Raw genomic sequence first — 16227 nt, 5'->3', positions numbered from 1 at the left:
GGCATTTCATGCATGATCTCTGCGTCATCTCTGTGTGAAACCGCGCACGCCGGCGCTATTTTACCTCCTGCGCCAGGCCGAAAACCCGCAGCAGCTGCCCCGCCAGCGCATATTGCCGCATCTGCGCCAGGGTCAGACGGTGCAGCTGGTCGATGCGCCGCTGCTGTATCGTGAAATAGCTGTCGCGCGTCTGGATGACCTGCTGCAGGTTGCGCCGGCCCGCCTCGTACTGGATGGTCCCGCCGCGCACGACGAAGGCCATCTTCTTTTCCTGCTCGTCAAGCAGGGCCAGCGTGCGCTGCGCATTGGCGATGCGCGGCAGCATGCTGGCCAGGTCGGCGCGCGTGCCCTGCTCGGCGCGCGCCACGTCCGCCTCGGCCGCCTGGGCGCGGCTGATGCTTTCGTCGCGCTGCGCCAGGCTGCCCCCGCCGAGCGGGATTTCCCAGGAGACCCCCACCGACCAGCCCCGCTGCTGGATGGTCGACGGCGGCGGCGTGGTCTTGTTATTGAGCAGATGGCTGACATTCAGATCGATTTTGGGGGCCAGGGTGGCCGCCACGCCACGCACGCGCAACTGGGCCGCGGCGGCCCGCTCGCGCGCGGCGCGCAACTGCGCCTGCTGCGTATCGGCATTCTCCAGCGCCTGCGCCGGCAGCGGCGCAAAGGCGAAATCGGCAAACTGCGCCACCGGCTCGAAGGCCAGCGCCTCGAGCTTGATGCGCGCCGCCTGCTGGTCCGTCAGCAAGCCGTCGTGCACCAGTTCCGCGTCCAGCTGCGAACTTTGCGCCAGTTCGCGGTCCACTTCCGACGATTTGCCCAGTTCCGCCTGGCGCGTCACCTGCCGCACCAGCTGCGTCACGTCGCGCAGGCGTTCCTGCGACTGCTGCAGGCTGCGTTCCAGGCGCTGCATGTCGAAATATGCTTCGGCCAGCTTTTCCGCGCTTTCCGCGCGCGCGCGCTCCACGTCGAAAGCGGCGCCCGCCATCTCGCGCTCGGCCGCATCAAGTTCGGCGCGGTCGGCGCCGCCGTTGTACACGTTCCAGCGCACGCTCGCTTCCACCTGGTGCGTGCGGCGCTCGACCTCCAGCGTCCCATCGAGGTCCTTGCTGCGCCCCCGCGTCGCCTGCAGCGCCGCAGTGGGAAACAGGCGCGAACGGGCCTGCTTGTAGCGCGCTTCGGTGGTGGCCAGCGCCGCCTGCGCCGCAATCACCTGCGGATCGCGCGGCACGGCGCGCGCCAGCAAGGCAGGCAAGCCGCGCGCGGACTGCGCCTGGAAAGTGGCCGGCGGCGCGGACTGGGCCGCCGCGTTTGCGCAGGCCAATGCCATGCAAATCAAGAAGGCACGCATCACCGCTCCTGCAGGGAAGACTGCAAGCCGCGCAGCACGGGCTTGAACACATATTGCAGCACCGAGCGGCGCCCCGTCAGGATGCCCACGTCGACGGGCATGCCTGGCGTCACCGGCAATACCTTGCCGTGCGCCGTCAGCTGGCTGCGGTCGGTGCTCAGCTGCACCTCGAAATACGGTTCGTTGCGCTCGTCGGGAATCGCGTCCGCCCCCACGCGCACCACTTGCGCCTGCATGCGGCCATAGGTGGTGGCGTCGTACGCCAGCACATTCGCCGACGCGCTCTGTCCCACATGGATAAAACCGATGTCCGACGGCTTCACGCGCACGGAGATCAGCATTTCCGAATCTGCCGGCACGATTTCCAGGATAGGTTTACCCGGCTGCGCCACGCCGCCGACGGTTGCCACCAGCACGCGGTTGACGACGCCGTCGACGGGTGCCGTCACGTCGCGCCGGCTCACCTGGTCCTGCTGGCCTTTCACGGTGCTGGCCAGGGCGCCGGCCTTGGTTTCATACTCGCTGCGCTGCGCGCCCCACTGGCCGCGCATGCGCGCTTCCACTTCGCCCGCCTGCGCCTGTGCCTCGGCCAGGGTGGCCGTCAGGCGCGGCACGGAGGTGCGCAGGCTGTCGAGTTCCGTGCGCTGCTGCTGCACACGCTGCTGCGCATTCAGGTAGTCGCCGCGCGAACCGGCACCCTCTTTGAAGAGCCTCTCCTCGATGGACAGGCTTTCCAGGGCGATCTTCAAGCCCGTGTCGAGCTGGGCGATGCGGCTGTGCGCCTCGGCCAGCTCGCCACGGCGGCGCGTCACGCCTTCGCGCGCGGCCGCCGTGGCCGACGCGAATTCGCGCTGGCCGTCGCGCCACAACTGCGTTTCCTTGGCGATCAGCTCGGGCGCCTCTTTCTGCCATTCCGGCGCAAACTGGGGCGTGCCGCCGGACAGCAGCGCGTCGAGGCGTGCCCTGCCCGCCAGCGCGGCCAGCCGGTTTTGCACGCTGGCGCCCAGGTTGGCCTCGTACTGGGCCGTGTCCAGGCGCAGCAGCAAGTCGCCGCGGCGCACGCGCTGGCCCGGCTTCACCAGCATTTCACGCACGATGCCCCCTTCCAGGCTTTGCACTTCCTGCAGGTGCGATGGCGGCGTGATGGCGCCCCGGCCATTCACGGACACGTCGAGCTGGGCGAACATGGCCCAGGCCAGCGCCAGCACCAGCAGCACGGACGTCAAGGCCAGCATGCGGATGACGATGCGCTGCGGTTCGCGTTCCGGGTCCGGGTGGGCCGCCGGCAGCGGGCGGGCGTTCGGGGCATTGAGGGCGCTCATGCCGCCACTCCCTGTTCCACCGCAGGCTTGGCCGCCTGGCTGTTCAAGACGCGCATGACGTCGTCGCGCGGGCCGTCGGCCACGATGCGCCCCTTGTCGAAGACGATCAGGCGGTCCACCAGCGCCAGCATGGCCATGCGGTGCGTCACCAGCACGATGGTCGTCTCCTTTAAGGTACGCAGCCGCCCGATCAAGCGCTGCTCGGTGGCCGGGTCGAACATGCTGCTCGGCTCATCGAGCAGCAACATCGGCGGTTTCACCAGCAAGGCGCGGGCCATGGCCACGGCTTGCCGCTGGCCGCCGGACAGGCGTTCACCGCGTTCGCCCACTTCCGTCGCCACGCCGTTGGGCAGCTGGGTGATGATGTCGTCGAGGCAGGCCAGGCGGATGGCGTCGAGCAGGCTGGCGTCGTCGGCCTGGCTGCGTCCCAGTTCGATGTTTTCGCGCAGGGTGCCGTGGAACAGGGTCACGTCCTGCGGCACGTAGCCTATCTGGCGGCGCAGGCTCAAAGGGTCCAGCTGGGTGCTGGCCAGGTCGTCGAACAGCACGCTGCCGCTTTGCGGGCCGTACTGGTTCAGCAGCAAGCGCAGCAAGGTGCTCTTGCCGGAACCGAGCTTGCCGATCACGCCGACCCGTTCGCCGGGGCGGATGTGCAGGTTGAGCTTATCGAGCAGCGGCGGCGAATTCGGGTAGGCAAAGCCCACGTCGCGAAATTCGATGCGCCCGGACAGGGGCGGCGCCTGCAGGCTGGCCGTATCATCGTCGGTGGGCGCTTCCATGATTTTATTGAGTGCGTGATACGACAGCTTGGTCTGTTCCCAGCGTATGATCAGGCCCGCGATCTGGCTCACGGGCGCCAGGGCGCGGCCCGTCAGCATGCTCACGGCGATGATCTGGCCCAGGGTCAGCAGATGCTCGCCCATCAGCAAGGCGCCCGTGGCCACCACGGCCACGCCGGACAGGGCCAGCACGGCCGTGTTGATGTAGTTGACCCGGCTGACGATTTCGCGCGTCTCGACGCTGTTGGCGGCGATGGCCACCGTCAGGCTTTCCCATTTGCGCCGGCTCCACGCTTCGGCGCCCAGCGCCTTGATGGTGTCGAGGCCATTCATGGTTTCAAACAGGTGCGCCGTGCGCTGCGCGCTTTCCTGCATCGAGGCGGCCACGTGGCGCGCCAGGGCCGCGCGCGAGGCAAAGGCGACCAGCAGCAGGATCGGGATGACTGCCAGGGGCACGAGCACGAGCCAGCCGCCGACCAGGGCGATCACCAGCAGGAACAGCAGCAGGAACGGCAGGTCGCCCAGGGTGGTCAGGGTGGTGGAGGCGAAGAATTCGCGCACGGATTCGAAATCGCGCACGGTATTGGCCAGGGTGCCCCCGGAAGCGGGCCGGCTGGCCGCGCGCAGGCGCAGGCACTGGGCGAAAATGTTCGACGACAGCGCCACATCCATGCGGCGCGACGCCGTTTCCACCAGTTCGCCGCGCAGCAGGCGCAGGGCCAGCTCGAAGCCCGTCAGCACCACGACGGCGATCGTCAGCACCCACAGGCTGGACGTGGCATTGTTCGGGATCACGCGGTCATACACGGCCATCGCATAGAACGGCACCAGCGCGCCGATGACATTGAGCACCAGGGTGCCCAGCAGGGCCCAGCGGAAGACCCAGCGGTTGCGGTTGAAGACATCCCAGAACCAGCGCCCCGCCACCGGCATGCTGTAAAGCAAGCTGCGCTGGTCGAAGAACATGACGGGACGCACGGCCACCCAGCGCCCATCGGGCACTTCCCGCGCCAGCGCGGCGGCGTCAAACCAGGCGCTGCCTTCGATGCCGGGCACGTGGCATTCATATTTGCCATCGGCAATGGCCAGTATCACCAGCGCCTGCCCTTCCCCGTTGAGCAGCAAGGCCGGCATTTCCGTGGGACGGCGTGGCTTATCTACCGGCAACACGGTGCCGGTCAGGCTGGCCTGCGCCAGCGCCTGTTCGAGAAAGTCAGCCGTGGCCGGTGCAGCCTGGGCCGCCACGCTGGCGCGCAGGCGCTCGGCCTGCACGGCAACGCCGAAAAAGCGCGCCAGGAAGACGATGGCGTCGGCGATGGCATCGGTGGACATGCCGGCGGAAGCGGTGGAAGTGTCAGGGGGTGGGGTCATGATGGATTCACAATAAAACGCTGCGGCGCGCCGGTCGGGCGCGCCGCAGCGGGAACGCTATCGCTTGCGCGATGAGTGATGACTAATGAGTAATAATTAAGTCAGCGCGGAAGCGCCCTTGCGGCGGCGCGCCATGAAGCCCAGCAAGCCCAGGCCCGCGACCAGCATGGCCCACGTCTGCGCTTCCGGCACTGGCGACACGGCCAGCAGGGTTTGCGAAGCTGGGTTGACGCTCGTCAAGCTCGTGTAGTTGTACAGGTTCTGGATGGCGCCATTGCCCGTGGCCACGCCCAACATGGTGTTGGCCTGGCTGACGACGGCGTTGCTCAGGTTTTTGAAGCGCAGGTCGCCCGTCAGCAGGTTCGTGTTGTCGTTATTCAATTCCCACAGGGCCAGCTGGAAGGCGGCGGCGCTGTTGGCGCTGGTCGCTACAGTCGCGATGGACGAAGCGTAATACCCTTCATACAGGCGCTTGACGGCATCGCTGGCGGCGAAAGCGCCGCTGCTGTAGCTGTTCGAACTGTTGCTTACGGCCACATGGGGATCGAGGCAAAACGCCAGGAAGGTGTTGCTGTCGTACTTGACTTCCCACAAGGTCGGCGAGATTGCGCTGCCCGAGCCGAAGGCGCCACCGGCAGCCGTAAACAGGCTGACGCTGTGCGAATCGACGACTTGCAGGTTGGAAGCGGCCAGGGCGCTGCCGCTGGCGAGGGCGAAAGCGGCTGCGGCGATGGCGCCGCGAACGATCAGGTGCATGGATTGTTTCATTGTGGTTTCCCTATTTCGATTATCAAGTGTGAAAAAAGCGTGGAAAGCGCCGGCGCCCCGTGACGGGCGCGCCGGTGCGGCATTGCCGGGCAGGCTCATGGCCCGGCAAGGGACATCAGGCAGCCATTTCCTGGGGCTGGGTATTTACGTGAGCCATGGCGCGGCGCAAGAGGTCGGCCATTTCGCACTGGGCCTGGGCTTCTGCGGCAGGGGTTGCTGCGGCGGCCGGCGCGGCGGCGACGGTGGTCACCGTGCCATCCTGGCCCAGCACCACGTCGAGCGTGCTGTCGTCGCGCAGCAGGTCCGCCATGCTGGGCAGATGCACGCCGGCGGCGGCCGCATCCTTGGCGTCGACGTTGAAATACACGTCCGTCATGTCGACCGTCTTGCCGTCGGCCAGGGTGGCGCTGCTGCGCTCGAGGTGCAGATTGCTGTTGGCGTCGAGGAAAGGCAGTTCCGTGTAGCTGACCGCCAGGCTGGCCACGCCGGCGTCGTGCAGGGACATCAGCTCGCCATCGTCCGTGACGCCATTGCTGTTGGCGTCGCGCCAGATGCGCAGTTCGGCGAACTTGTCGTCATGCGCATCGACCACGCCGTCGTGGTTCGAGTCATAGCTGGACAGCTTGGCGAAGCCCGTGCCCTTCTCGTTACCACCGAACAACTCGGAGATGTTGTCGATCTTGCCATTGCCATTGCTGTCGATGGCCAGCAAGCCGTCATGGGCCGAGACCCAGCCCGTCTGGATGGCGCTGCCCGTGCCCAGCAGGTCGAAGCTGCCGTGGAAGTCGGCGCGGGCGATCGTGTGCACGCCGTCACCGTTGAGGTCGATGACGATGGGCGTGATGGCCGCATCCCAGCTCATGTCGTTCTGACCCGACGCCAGCTTCAATATGTCCGTGTAGACCACGTTGGACGTCGTGCCGTTGCTGTTGACATCCGAATCGATATTGTCGTTCGTGCCCACGTTCTTCGCGCCCCATTTCCACGTATCCATGGCGTAGCCCGCGTGGTACACGCCCGACTTGTCGAATTTCAGGGAATAGCTGCCCGGATCGAGGTTGCTGAACAGATAATTGCCGTTGGCATTCGTGTAGGTGGTGGCCAGCAGCACGCCGCTGCCCGAGTACAGCTGCACCTTGATGTTGGCGATGCCCGCCTCGTTGTAGTCTTGCACGCCGTCATGGTCGGCGTCGCGCCACACCTTGTCGCCCAGGCTGGCCTTGCGGTAGATGCCCGCATCCCAGCTCATGTCGTTCTGGCCGGCGGCCAGGTTGATCAGGGACGAGCGCCCCGTGCTGACATCGACGTCGGAATCGGCCGTATCGCTGCCCAGATTGGCCTTGGTGTAATAAAAGCCTGATGGACGGATGACTTCAACCTTGTAGCTGCCGGCCGCCAGTTCGCTGAACAGGTAGTTGCCGCTGGCATTCGTCGTCGTCGAGGCGATGACCACGTTGCTGGCGTTGAGCAGGTTGACTTTTACGCCCGCCACGCCCAGCTCGCCTGCATCCTGCACGCCGTTGTAGTTATTGTCTTCCCACACGCGGTCGCCGATGGAGGCCGTGTTGAGTTTGACCAGGCCGGCATCCCAGTCCAGCTGCACATCGCCCGACTTCAAGCTAGCCCATGTGGTGGTGAAGCCGCTGGCCGGATTGACATCCGAATCCGTGGCGTAACCGCCGATATCGGCCTTGGTGAAGCCGTAGCCGGCCGGCGGCACGAAGCCCAGGTAATATTCGCCTGGCACCAGGTTGCTGAACAGATAATTGCCGCTGGCATCCGTGGTGGCGCTGGCCACGACGACGCCTTGCGCGTTGTACAGATTGACTTTCACGCCACACACGCCCGCCTCGCCCGCATCCTGCGTGCCGTTGCCGTTCGCATCGAACCAGACGCGGTCGCCGATGGACGCCGTCTTGTACAGGCCGGCATCGAGATCCTTGTAGTTCTGGCCCGCGGCGACCGTCACCTGGCCGCTGTTGCCCAGCGTGTTGATGTCGCTGTCGAGCGCGTCGCTGCTGCCCGCATCCTTGACGGTGGTCAAATAGCCCGCGGGGGCGACGACGGCGATGGAATAGGTGCCCGGATCGACATTGAAGTTGTAATAGCCGGTGGCGTCCGTCAGGGTCGAGCCGATCACGCTGCCGGCCGCATTTTTCAGCTGCACGGTAACGCCGCCGATGCCGGACTCGCCCGCATCCTGGATGCCGTTGGCGTTGCTGTCATGCCACACGCGGTCGCCCAAGGTGGCCGGCAAGGCCACGATGCCGGCATCCACGCTGTGGTTGCTGTCGCCCGAGGCCAGCAGCACTTGCGCCGTCCTGCCATCGGCATTCGCGTCCGAATCGCGCTGCTCGTCGCCGCCCTGGTCCTGGCCCGTGAAGGTATAGCCGGCTGGCAAGGTGGTTTTATCGAATTGCACGCTGTAGGCGCCCGGTTTCAAATTCGTGAACAGGTAGTTGCCGTTCGCATCCGTCACCACAGGGCTGCCGACGGCGTTGCCCGACGCATCGAGCAAGGTCACTTTCACGCCAGCAGCACCCGCTTCGCCCGCATCCTGCACGCCATTCTTGTTGGTATCGAACCAGACCCGGTCGCCCAGCTCGGCCGTGCGGTACAGGCCCGCGTCCAGGGTCAGGTTGGTTTCGCCCGGCGCCAGGGTGACGGGCGCCATCTTGCCGCTGGCATCGATATTGCTGTCCTTGCCCGCGTCGCCGCCCTGGTTCGCTGCCGTCGGCACATAGCCGGCGGGCGCCACCACGGTCACGGAATACGTGCCCGGGTTGACGTCAAAGTGGTAGCCGCCGCTGGCGTCCGTCGTGGTGGAGGCGACCACATTGCCGGCCGTATCCTTCAATTGCACGACCACATTGGCGATGCCCGCCTCGCCCGCGTCCTGCACGCCGTTGGCATTCTTGTCTTCCCAGACGAAGTCGCCCAGGTGGGCCATCGGCACCTTGAAGGTCAGGTAATGGGGCGCCAGGCTCAGGTCTTGCGCATTGCAGCCGGCCGTGCCGCCGTCATCGCGCACCTTGAAACCGAGGTCGAAGTCGCCCGCCACCGTCTGGCTCGGCACGAAGACCAGGTGGCCCGCGCGGATGTCGTCGATCGACACTTCCGTGCCCACCGCCACGGCTACGCCGTTGAGCAAGACCTGGCCCGCCGTGGTGGTATTCGTGATGACGATGGACTTGAAGCCGTCGTGCTCGACGTCGTCGTGGAAGCCGAAATCGCCTTCGCTGAGCACCACGCTGTTGCCATTGGTCAATGTAAACGTCTTGTCGGCCGCGTCGGGCGCGTCGTTGACGCGGTCGATGATGACTTGCAGGCTCAGCTGGACGATATCGCCATTGCCCTTGTCGATCGTCACTTCGATGGTCGAAAAGCTGCCGTTGTAGTTGGCGGCCCAGTCGCCGGGACGCACATACACGGTGTCCGCATCGAGCATACCGAACAGCGGTGTGTTCTCGGTCGATTCCGTATCGTCAGGCAAGAGCACGGTGAAATTCTTGATGTTCAGTTCGCCTTGCACCGAGTAGCCGGCCTGGATCAGCAGATCGCGGATATCGAAATTTTTGTTGATGTCTTCGCAGACGTGGACCGTGGTCGACAGGTTGTAGGTAGTCATGCGGCCTCCTGACGGCATGCCACGGCGGCAGCAGGAGCGGAAATACGAGGGGCCAGGGCGCGATCAGCCTGGCCGCGCAAAGCGGCGAATGTATACATAAGTGGGCTTCCAAGAAGGGACTTGTTTAAAAATGAAGCCGGCAGATCTTGTATACAATTTCGAGGGACACAGGAGCCAGACGACGCAACCACGCAGCAGGGGGTGATTGTCTTTCTGATATTAAGTTAGCGCAATTATATCCACTATCTTTTCAAAAGAGAATCATTTTCCGATGATAAAGATAAAATTTCAATAATGAAGATGCTTTATTGATATTTTTAATATGCAAGGCGGCTGGCTTGCCCGCGCCAATCTGTGGCAATGATCGAGGCGAAAACACATGCGCCCTACTCGCACGCCGCCGCTATCGCCTACAATCTCGGGATGAATCAACTTACCCTCGTCTTGCCCTTCGCCTTGCCCAACGCCGAACTGGCTGCCGACCTGCTCAAGGTCTTGCAGGCGCCCGCGCTGGCAGCGCTGCTGTCGCGCACCTCCACATGCAATTTAGAAACTTTTGACAACGCCAACCGCTTGCTGCCGCATGAAGCGTGGCTGGCGCACGCCCTGGACCTGTCGCCCGCGCCCAACGGCGCGGCGGCGCAGGCGGCCTTTGCCGCCCGGGCCATGCGCGGCTACGGCCTCGTGCCGGAACCGGGCGCACGCTACTTCCTGCTGCATCCGGCCCACCTGGCCATCGCCCGCAGCCATATCAGCCTGGAAGACTTGCGCCAGCTCAAGCTGAACGAGACCGATGGGCGCGCCCTGTTCGACATCGCTGCCCCGTATTTCGACGAGATCGGCCAGCCGCTGGCGTATGGCGACGCGGGCACCTGGTTCATGCGCGCCGACGGCTGGTCCGACTTGCAGTGCGCCACGCCCGACGCCGCCACCACGCAAGACCTGTCCGTCTGGATGCCGGAAGGCGAGCACGCGCGCGCCGCGCGCCGCCTGCAGAACGAAGTGCAGATGCTGTGGCATGAACACCCCGTCAATGCGGCGCGCGAAGAACGGGGCTTGAAAGCCATCAATGCGTTCTGGATCTGGGGCGGGAGCGTGGCCACGAGCGAAGCTGCACGCTGCGCGGCCAGCCTGCATACGCAGAATGCACCGGGCTGGTTGGCAGCGCTGGCGGAACCGGCGCGGCGCGATGCCAGTCCAAACAGTGTGCTGACGGACCAATCCGACACGATCGTCGTGCTGGGCGGCTTGACCGAAGCGGCACAGGCCCAGGAATGGGGCATGTGGCTGCAGCAATTGCAAGCGCTGGAAACGGACTGGTTCGCGCCCCTGCTGGCGGCCTTGAAAGATGGCCGCCTGGGCCAGCTGCGCCTGGTGCTGAGCCACCGCGACGCCTGGCTGGACGTCAAGACCAGCAAGCATGCGCAGCGTAAATTCTGGCGCGCGATTACCCTGAACAAGTTGAAAGCATCATGACCCGTACCCGCATCGCCACCCGTCCCTGCCCTTACCGCGAATCCGAATTGCTGCGCCAGGGAGGCATCCACCCCGTGCTGGCCCGCCTGTACGCCTCGCGCGGCCTGTCCGACGCGAAAGAACTGTCGATTGAGGCCAAGGACTTGATACCGCCGTCCGGCTTGCTGCACATCGGCGCGGCCGGCGTCTTCCTGGCCGATGCGATTGCCGCCAAGAAACGCATGGTCATCGTGGCCGACTACGATTGCGACGGCGCCACGGCCTGCGCCGTGGCCATCCGCGGCTTGCGCGCCATGGGCGCCGACGTCGATTTCATCGTGCCCAACCGTTTTGAATACGGCTACGGCCTGACGCCGGAAATCGTCGAACTGACGGCGCGCGAAAAATCGCCCGACATCATCATCACCGTCGACAACGGCATCGCCAGCATCGATGGCGTGGCCGAAGCGAACCGGCGCGGCATCCAGGTCGTCGTCACCGACCACCATTTGCCGGCCGACACCCTGCCCGACGCGGCCGTCATCGTCAACCCGAACCAGCCCGCCTGCGGTTTCCCATCCAAGCATCTGGCGGGCGTGGGCGTCGTGTTCTACGTCCTGCTGGCCCTGCGGGCCGAGCTGCGCCGGCGCGGCATCTTTGACGCGCAAACGCAACCCAAGCTCGACAACCTGCTCGACCTGGTGGCGCTGGGCACGGTGGCCGACGTGGTGCGTCTCGATACGAACAACCGCATCCTCGTCGCGCAAGGCCTCAAACGCATGCGCAAGGGCAATTTGCACGCGGGCGTGGCGGCGCTCTTTCGCGTGGCGGGCCGCGAAGCGCGCAGCGCCACGCCGTTCGACCTGGGCTTTGCCCTGGGACCGCGCCTGAATGCGGCCGGCCGCCTGCAAGACATGTCGCTGGGCATCGAATGCCTGATCACGGACGACGAAGGCCGCGCCTGGGCGCTGGCGCAGCAATTGAACGACATCAACCTGAAACGCCGCGAAATCGAGGCGGAAATGCAGGATACGGCCCTGCTGCACCTCGACGATTTTGAGCCGGCCAACAGCAGCACCATCAGCGTGTTTGACGAATCCTGGCACCAGGGCGTGATCGGCATCGTCGCTTCGCGCCTGAAGGAAAAATTCTACCGCCCGACGATTACCTTTGCACCCGGTGCCGACGGCTGGATCAAGGGTTCCGGACGCTCGATTCCCGGTTTCCACTTGCGCGACGCGCTCGACCTCGTGTCGAAACGGGCGCCTAGCCTGATCGACAAGTTCGGCGGCCACGCCATGGCGGCGGGCTTGACCATCCGCGCCGACGCCTTCGACGCCTTTTCCCAGGCCTTCGAAGCCGTGGGCCAGGCTTGGCTCAGCGCCCAACAGCTGGAACGGGTGGTGGAAACGGACGGCCCGCTGGAAGACGCGTATTACACGACGGCCTTCATCGAGCTGATGGATGGCCAGGTGTGGGGCCAGGGCTTCGCCCCGCCCGTCTTCTGCGACGAATTCCGCGTCGTCAGCCAGCGCATCCTCAAGGAACGGCATTTAAAACTGCTGCTGGAAAAGAACGGCGTGCGCTTCGACGCCATCTGGTTCGGCCACACGGATGCCCTGGGCGAACGGACAAGGGTCGCCTTCCGGCTTGATGCGAATGAATACAATGGCACGACCAAGGTGCAATTGATGGTGGAGCACGCCGAGCCTGTGTAGTGACACCTGACAGTACCTACTGCGCGTCGGTATAGTCCGCCTGCGATGCTCACCGTACTAGCAGTACGGTTGCGCTTCTCGACAGCCTCTCCCTTCCGCTCGCTACGGTTCTGTCAGGCGTTGCGAATTTTGTGGTCTTATTGCCATGTCTCATGTTTACGTGAAACAATGTCGGATCAAACCACAGCGACGGCTGGAACAGCGATTCACACCACCTGAAAGTTATCCCGCACCATGCTGACCGGCCTGAACCACCTCACCCTGTCCGTGCACGACCTTGATCGCAGCGTCGTCTTTTACCGCGATACGCTGGGCCTGCGCATGCATGCGCGCTGGGAGAGGAGCGCCTACCTGTCGGCCAGGGATTTGTGGCTGTGCCTGTCGCTGGATGCGGGCGCGGCGATCGGCGCGGGCGGCTACACGCACTATGCCTTTTCCATTTCCCAGGAAGACTATCCTGCTTTTGCCGCCCGCCTGCGCACGGCTGGCGTGACAGAATGGCGGCAAAACAGCAGCGCCGGCGATTCCCTGTATTTTCTCGACCCGGACGGCCACCAGCTGGAAATCCATGCAGGCAGTCTGGCGCAGCGGCTGGCGGCCTGCCGGGCAGCGCCGTATCAGGGCATGGTGTTCGAGGATTGACGATGGTCAGCGCATATTCATTAAATTCATTAAATTCATTGCACCAGCAAAAGAGCATCCGCCGTTACTGCACAAAAACACTGTCACGCATCGATAAACCCTTGATAATCTTGTTTTTAAAACTGTTTTTAAAACTTAATCAAGCTGACAAGATTCCATCCTCAATGGGCAAAATCACCACATTTTATTGTAAAAATAAAAATCTTGATTGGAAATAGTTAACACTTATTTGGCAAATTCACTAGAATTGATAGCACATCAGGTAATTTCCAATGATGCATGATCAGTTCTGAGGGCAAACCCGTCGAAAGGCGGGGACGCAAAGCCACCGGCCTACCGCGCGCAAGCGCCATGGCAGCGGGGCTGCCAATGCAGGGCCGGGACCGCCAACGCGCGCCACCAGCCTCGATGCATTGTCGAGATGTGGCCCTCGCCCAACTCGGAGAGTTTCGCCATGAAAAAATTCATTCCACCGCATGCCCGCCACGGGCGCCTGCTGCTGGGCGCCACGGCCGCCATCCTGCTGGGCGCGTGCGGCCCCGGCCAGGAGACGACGGCGCCGCCCGCCGCCATCGCCACGGCCGCGACACAGTTCAGCGTCGAGGTACCCGTCATCCCCGCCGGCGTCGGCACGCTGGTGGCGCAGCCGATGTTCCATGCGGCTCCTGCCCTCCTGGATGCGCCGGACGGGCGCGACAACGCCAACAGCAGCGGCTCGGCCCACTGGCGACCGCATTTGCAGCGCGTGCCCCGCGCCATGGCGGACATGGCCACGCGGCGCCTGACGGCGCAAAAGATCGCTGCAGCGGAACAGGCGGCGCAGAATATCGCGCCGTTGCTGTCCGGCGGCACGAGCGACACCGTCGCGCCGATGGCCGGCAGCAGCGTGGTGGCCACCTACTCTCCCGCGCAAATCCGCGCCGCCTACGACTTGCCCGCCCTGCCTGCGGCGGGCACGGCGCTGACGCCAGCCCAGGCGGCCCAGCTGGGTGCCGGGCAGACGATCTACATCGTCGATGCCATGCACAACCCGAACGCGGCGGCCGAACTGGCCATCTTCAACCAGAAATTCGGCTTGCCCGGCTGCACCACCAAAGCCATCGCCACGAATGCCGCCCTGCCATTGCCGCCAGCACCACTGAGTGGCTGCGAATTGTCCATCGTCTACAACACGCCGTCGAGCACGATGACGGCCACCGCGCCCGCCTATAACTCGGGCTGGGCCATGGAAATCGCGCTCGACGTGCAGTGGGCGCACGCCACGGCACCGCTGGCGCGCATCGTGCTGATCGAGGCGCCCGACGCGTCCGTCAACAGCCTGCTGGGCGCCGTGCGTCTGGCCAACCTGATGGGCCCTGGCGTCGTCTCGATGAGCTTTGGCGCCGCCGAAGGCAGCTGGACGGCTTCCGTCGACAGCGCCTTCACGGGCAAGAACATGAGCTACCTGGCCGCCACGGGCGACTCGGGCAGCGGCGTGTCCTGGCCTTCCGTGTCGCCGAATGTGCTGGCCGTGGGCGGCACCACGCTCAGCTACAGCGGCAGCGGTGCGCGCAGCGAAGCGGCCTGGTCCGGCACGGGCGGCGGCATCAGCGCCTATACGGCCCTGCCCAGCTACCAGACGGTAAACGTGCCCGGCCTGACCAATCTGCTGCGGCGAAACGTGGCCGATGTAGCCTTCAATGCCGACCCCGCCACGGGCCAGTACACGGCCGTAATGGCACAGGGCAGCAGCACCGCAAGCTGGCTCAGCATCGGCGGCACCAGCCTGTCCACGCCGCAATGGGCCGGCCTCGTCGCCATCGCCAACGCCAGCCGCGCGCTGCAGGCGAAGGCGGCGCTCGGCTTGCCGCACAGCATGCTGTACGGCCAGATCGCCACCGTGCCCGGCACCTTTGCCAGCAGCTTTGCCGACATCACGCGCGGCAGCAACGGCACCTGCAGCGTGTGCACGGCCAGGGTCGGCTATGACCCGCTGGGCGGCCTGGGCACGCCGAACGTGAAAAACCTGCTGGCCAGCCTGTCGGGCACGCAGATCGCCCCTGCGGCACCCGTGGTGGCGCCGGCCGGCATCAGCGGCGCGGCCGGCAAGCCGCTGTCGTTCACCGTCTCGGCCACCGCTTCCAATCCACTCAGCTACACCATGCTGGGCGCACCGGCCGGCATGAGCATCGCCGCCACGGGCGTGGTCAGCTGGGCCGCCCCCATTGCCGGCACGTATGCCGTGACCATGGTGGCCAAGGATAGTGTCACTGGCATGACCGGCCAGGGCGTGTACAGCATCGTCATCGCCCCCGTCGCGCCGCCCGTCGTCGCGGCCGGCGCCATCACGGGCAAGGTGGGGACGGCGCTGACGTTCAATGTCAGCGTCACGGCCGCCAATCCCGTCAGTTACGCGCTCGCCGGCGCACCGGCCGGCATGACCATCAGCAGCGCCGGCCTGGTGAGCTGGGCCGCGCCCGTGGCCGGCACCTATGCCGTCACCGTGACGGCCACGGACAGCAAGACTGGCCTGAGCGGCAAAGGCGTCTATACGGTGGCCATCGCCGCCCCGCTGCCGCCCGCGGTGACAGTGTCCAGCGTCAGCGGCAAACCGGGCGTGGCCCTGTCGTTCACGGCCACGGTGGTGGCGCCCAACCCCGTCACGTACAGCCTGTCGGGCGCGCCGTCCGGCATGGCCGTCAATGCCGCCGGCGTCATCAGCTGGGCCAGCCCCGTGCTGGGCAGCTACAACGTGACCGTCATCGCCAAGGATACGAAAACGGGCTTGACGGGCCAGGCCGTGGCCACGGTGAAAATCGCCGCCGCCGGCCCCACGATCAGCGCCGCCGCCATGACGGGCGTGGCCGGCAAGGCCATGAGCGGCAGCATCGTGCTGACGGCGCCAGGTGCGACCTCGCTGCGGATCTCGATCGACGGCGCGCCGCTGGGCATGCAGTTTTCCATGAGCGGCCTGACCATCACGGCCTACTGGCCGCAACCGGTGGCCGGCAGCTATGCGCTGAAGGTCGTGGCGCTGGACAATAACGGCTTGACGGCGCAACTGACGGTGCCGATCACCGTCACGGCAAGATAAACCAGCGTCGCCCGCCAACGGGGCACAGTGGGACACATGTCCGCTGCGCCCCGTTTTGCATGCGCGCGGCCGTTGCAACGAATCCGAAAAAGGAGTATAAATAGTCCTTAAATAAAGTTTTAT

Annotated in this window: 9 protein-coding genes and 1 riboswitch; of the genes, 4 read left to right on the top strand and 5 right to left on the bottom strand. The window is 65.2% G+C overall.

The window, feature by feature from the left end; all coding sequences use genetic code 11:
* Nucleotides 1-55: 55 nt before the first annotated feature.
* The 5 genes from JAB8_RS23155 to JAB8_RS23135 form a co-directional block, all read right to left on the bottom strand.
* Entirely contained in the window at nt 56-1348 is a 1293-nt protein-coding gene (locus JAB8_RS23155; protein WP_227741985.1) for a TolC family protein, read from the bottom strand.
* Nucleotides 1348-2670, bottom strand: coding sequence for an HlyD family type I secretion periplasmic adaptor subunit (locus JAB8_RS23150; protein WP_070291586.1), 1323 nt, complete (start codon nt 2668-2670; stop codon nt 1348-1350). Before JAB8_RS23150 ends, JAB8_RS23155 begins: the two co-directional genes overlap by 1 nt.
* On the bottom strand, nt 2667-4820 hold the full coding sequence (locus JAB8_RS23145) for a type I secretion system permease/ATPase (RefSeq protein ID WP_070291585.1): 2154 nt from the start codon (nt 4818-4820) through the stop codon (nt 2667-2669). The genes JAB8_RS23150 and JAB8_RS23145 overlap by 4 nt, the downstream gene beginning before the upstream one ends.
* A 96-nt stretch (nt 4821-4916) precedes the next feature.
* Nucleotides 4917-5588: a PEP-CTERM sorting domain-containing protein gene (locus tag JAB8_RS23140; RefSeq protein ID WP_070291584.1), complete on the bottom strand. Its 672-nt coding sequence runs from the start codon at nt 5586-5588 to the stop codon at nt 4917-4919.
* Between the two features lie 115 nt (nt 5589-5703).
* The gene (locus JAB8_RS23135) at nt 5704-9216 is read right to left on the bottom strand and encodes an SdrD B-like domain-containing protein (protein ID WP_070291583.1); all 3513 of its coding nucleotides are present in this window, start codon (nt 9214-9216) and stop codon (nt 5704-5706) included.
* Between the two features lie 423 nt (nt 9217-9639).
* Between JAB8_RS23135 and JAB8_RS23130 the strand changes: the two genes are divergently transcribed.
* The 4 genes from JAB8_RS23130 (at nt 9640) to JAB8_RS23115 (ending at nt 16104) form a co-directional block, all read left to right on the top strand.
* Nucleotides 9640-10692 (top strand): hypothetical protein, encoded by a 1053-nt coding sequence (locus JAB8_RS23130; protein WP_070291650.1) that lies wholly within the window; start codon nt 9640-9642, stop codon nt 10690-10692.
* Nucleotides 10689-12389 carry a single-stranded-DNA-specific exonuclease RecJ gene (gene recJ / locus JAB8_RS23125; RefSeq protein WP_070291582.1) on the top strand — a complete coding sequence of 567 codons (1701 nt, stop codon included), beginning with the start codon at nt 10689-10691 and terminating at the stop codon, nt 12387-12389. Before JAB8_RS23130 ends, recJ begins: the two co-directional genes overlap by 4 nt.
* A 234-nt stretch (nt 12390-12623) precedes the next feature.
* Nucleotides 12624-13031, top strand: a complete 408-nt coding sequence (gene fos, locus JAB8_RS23120) for a fosfomycin resistance glutathione transferase (protein WP_070291581.1) — start codon at nt 12624-12626, stop codon at nt 13029-13031.
* A 284-nt stretch (nt 13032-13315) separates the two neighbouring features.
* A riboswitch (cyclic di-GMP riboswitch) is annotated at nt 13316-13402 on the top strand.
* Nucleotides 13403-13485: 83 nt separating this feature from the next.
* Complete coding sequence (locus JAB8_RS23115) at nt 13486-16104, top strand: S53 family peptidase (RefSeq protein ID WP_070291649.1); 2619 nt, start codon at nt 13486-13488, stop codon at nt 16102-16104.
* Nucleotides 16105-16227 lie beyond the last annotated feature (123 nt).

This window comes from Janthinobacterium sp. HH106, assembly GCF_001758725.1.
In the GTDB taxonomy this organism is placed as follows: domain Bacteria; phylum Pseudomonadota; class Gammaproteobacteria; order Burkholderiales; family Burkholderiaceae_D; genus Janthinobacterium.
Note: the sequence above shows the minus strand (reverse complement) of the source record. Positions and strands in the feature narration are given on the sequence as shown.

Coding starts and splice junctions, on each gene's coding strand:
- JAB8_RS23155 (WP_227741985.1), bottom strand. CDS start 1,348: ATGCGTGCCTTCTTGATTTGCATGGCATTGGCCTGCGCAAACGCGGCG.
- JAB8_RS23150 (WP_070291586.1), bottom strand. CDS start 2,670: ATGAGCGCCCTCAATGCCCCGAACGCCCGCCCGCTGCCGGCGGCCCAC.
- JAB8_RS23145 (WP_070291585.1), bottom strand. CDS start 4,820: ATGACCCCACCCCCTGACACTTCCACCGCTTCCGCCGGCATGTCCACC.
- JAB8_RS23140 (WP_070291584.1), bottom strand. CDS start 5,588: ATGAAACAATCCATGCACCTGATCGTTCGCGGCGCCATCGCCGCAGCC.
- JAB8_RS23135 (WP_070291583.1), bottom strand. CDS start 9,216: ATGACTACCTACAACCTGTCGACCACGGTCCACGTCTGCGAAGACATC.
- JAB8_RS23130 (WP_070291650.1), top strand. CDS start 9,640: ATGAATCAACTTACCCTCGTCTTGCCCTTCGCCTTGCCCAACGCCGAA.
- recJ (WP_070291582.1), top strand. CDS start 10,689: ATGACCCGTACCCGCATCGCCACCCGTCCCTGCCCTTACCGCGAATCC.
- fos (WP_070291581.1), top strand. CDS start 12,624: ATGCTGACCGGCCTGAACCACCTCACCCTGTCCGTGCACGACCTTGAT.
- JAB8_RS23115 (WP_070291649.1), top strand. CDS start 13,486: ATGAAAAAATTCATTCCACCGCATGCCCGCCACGGGCGCCTGCTGCTG.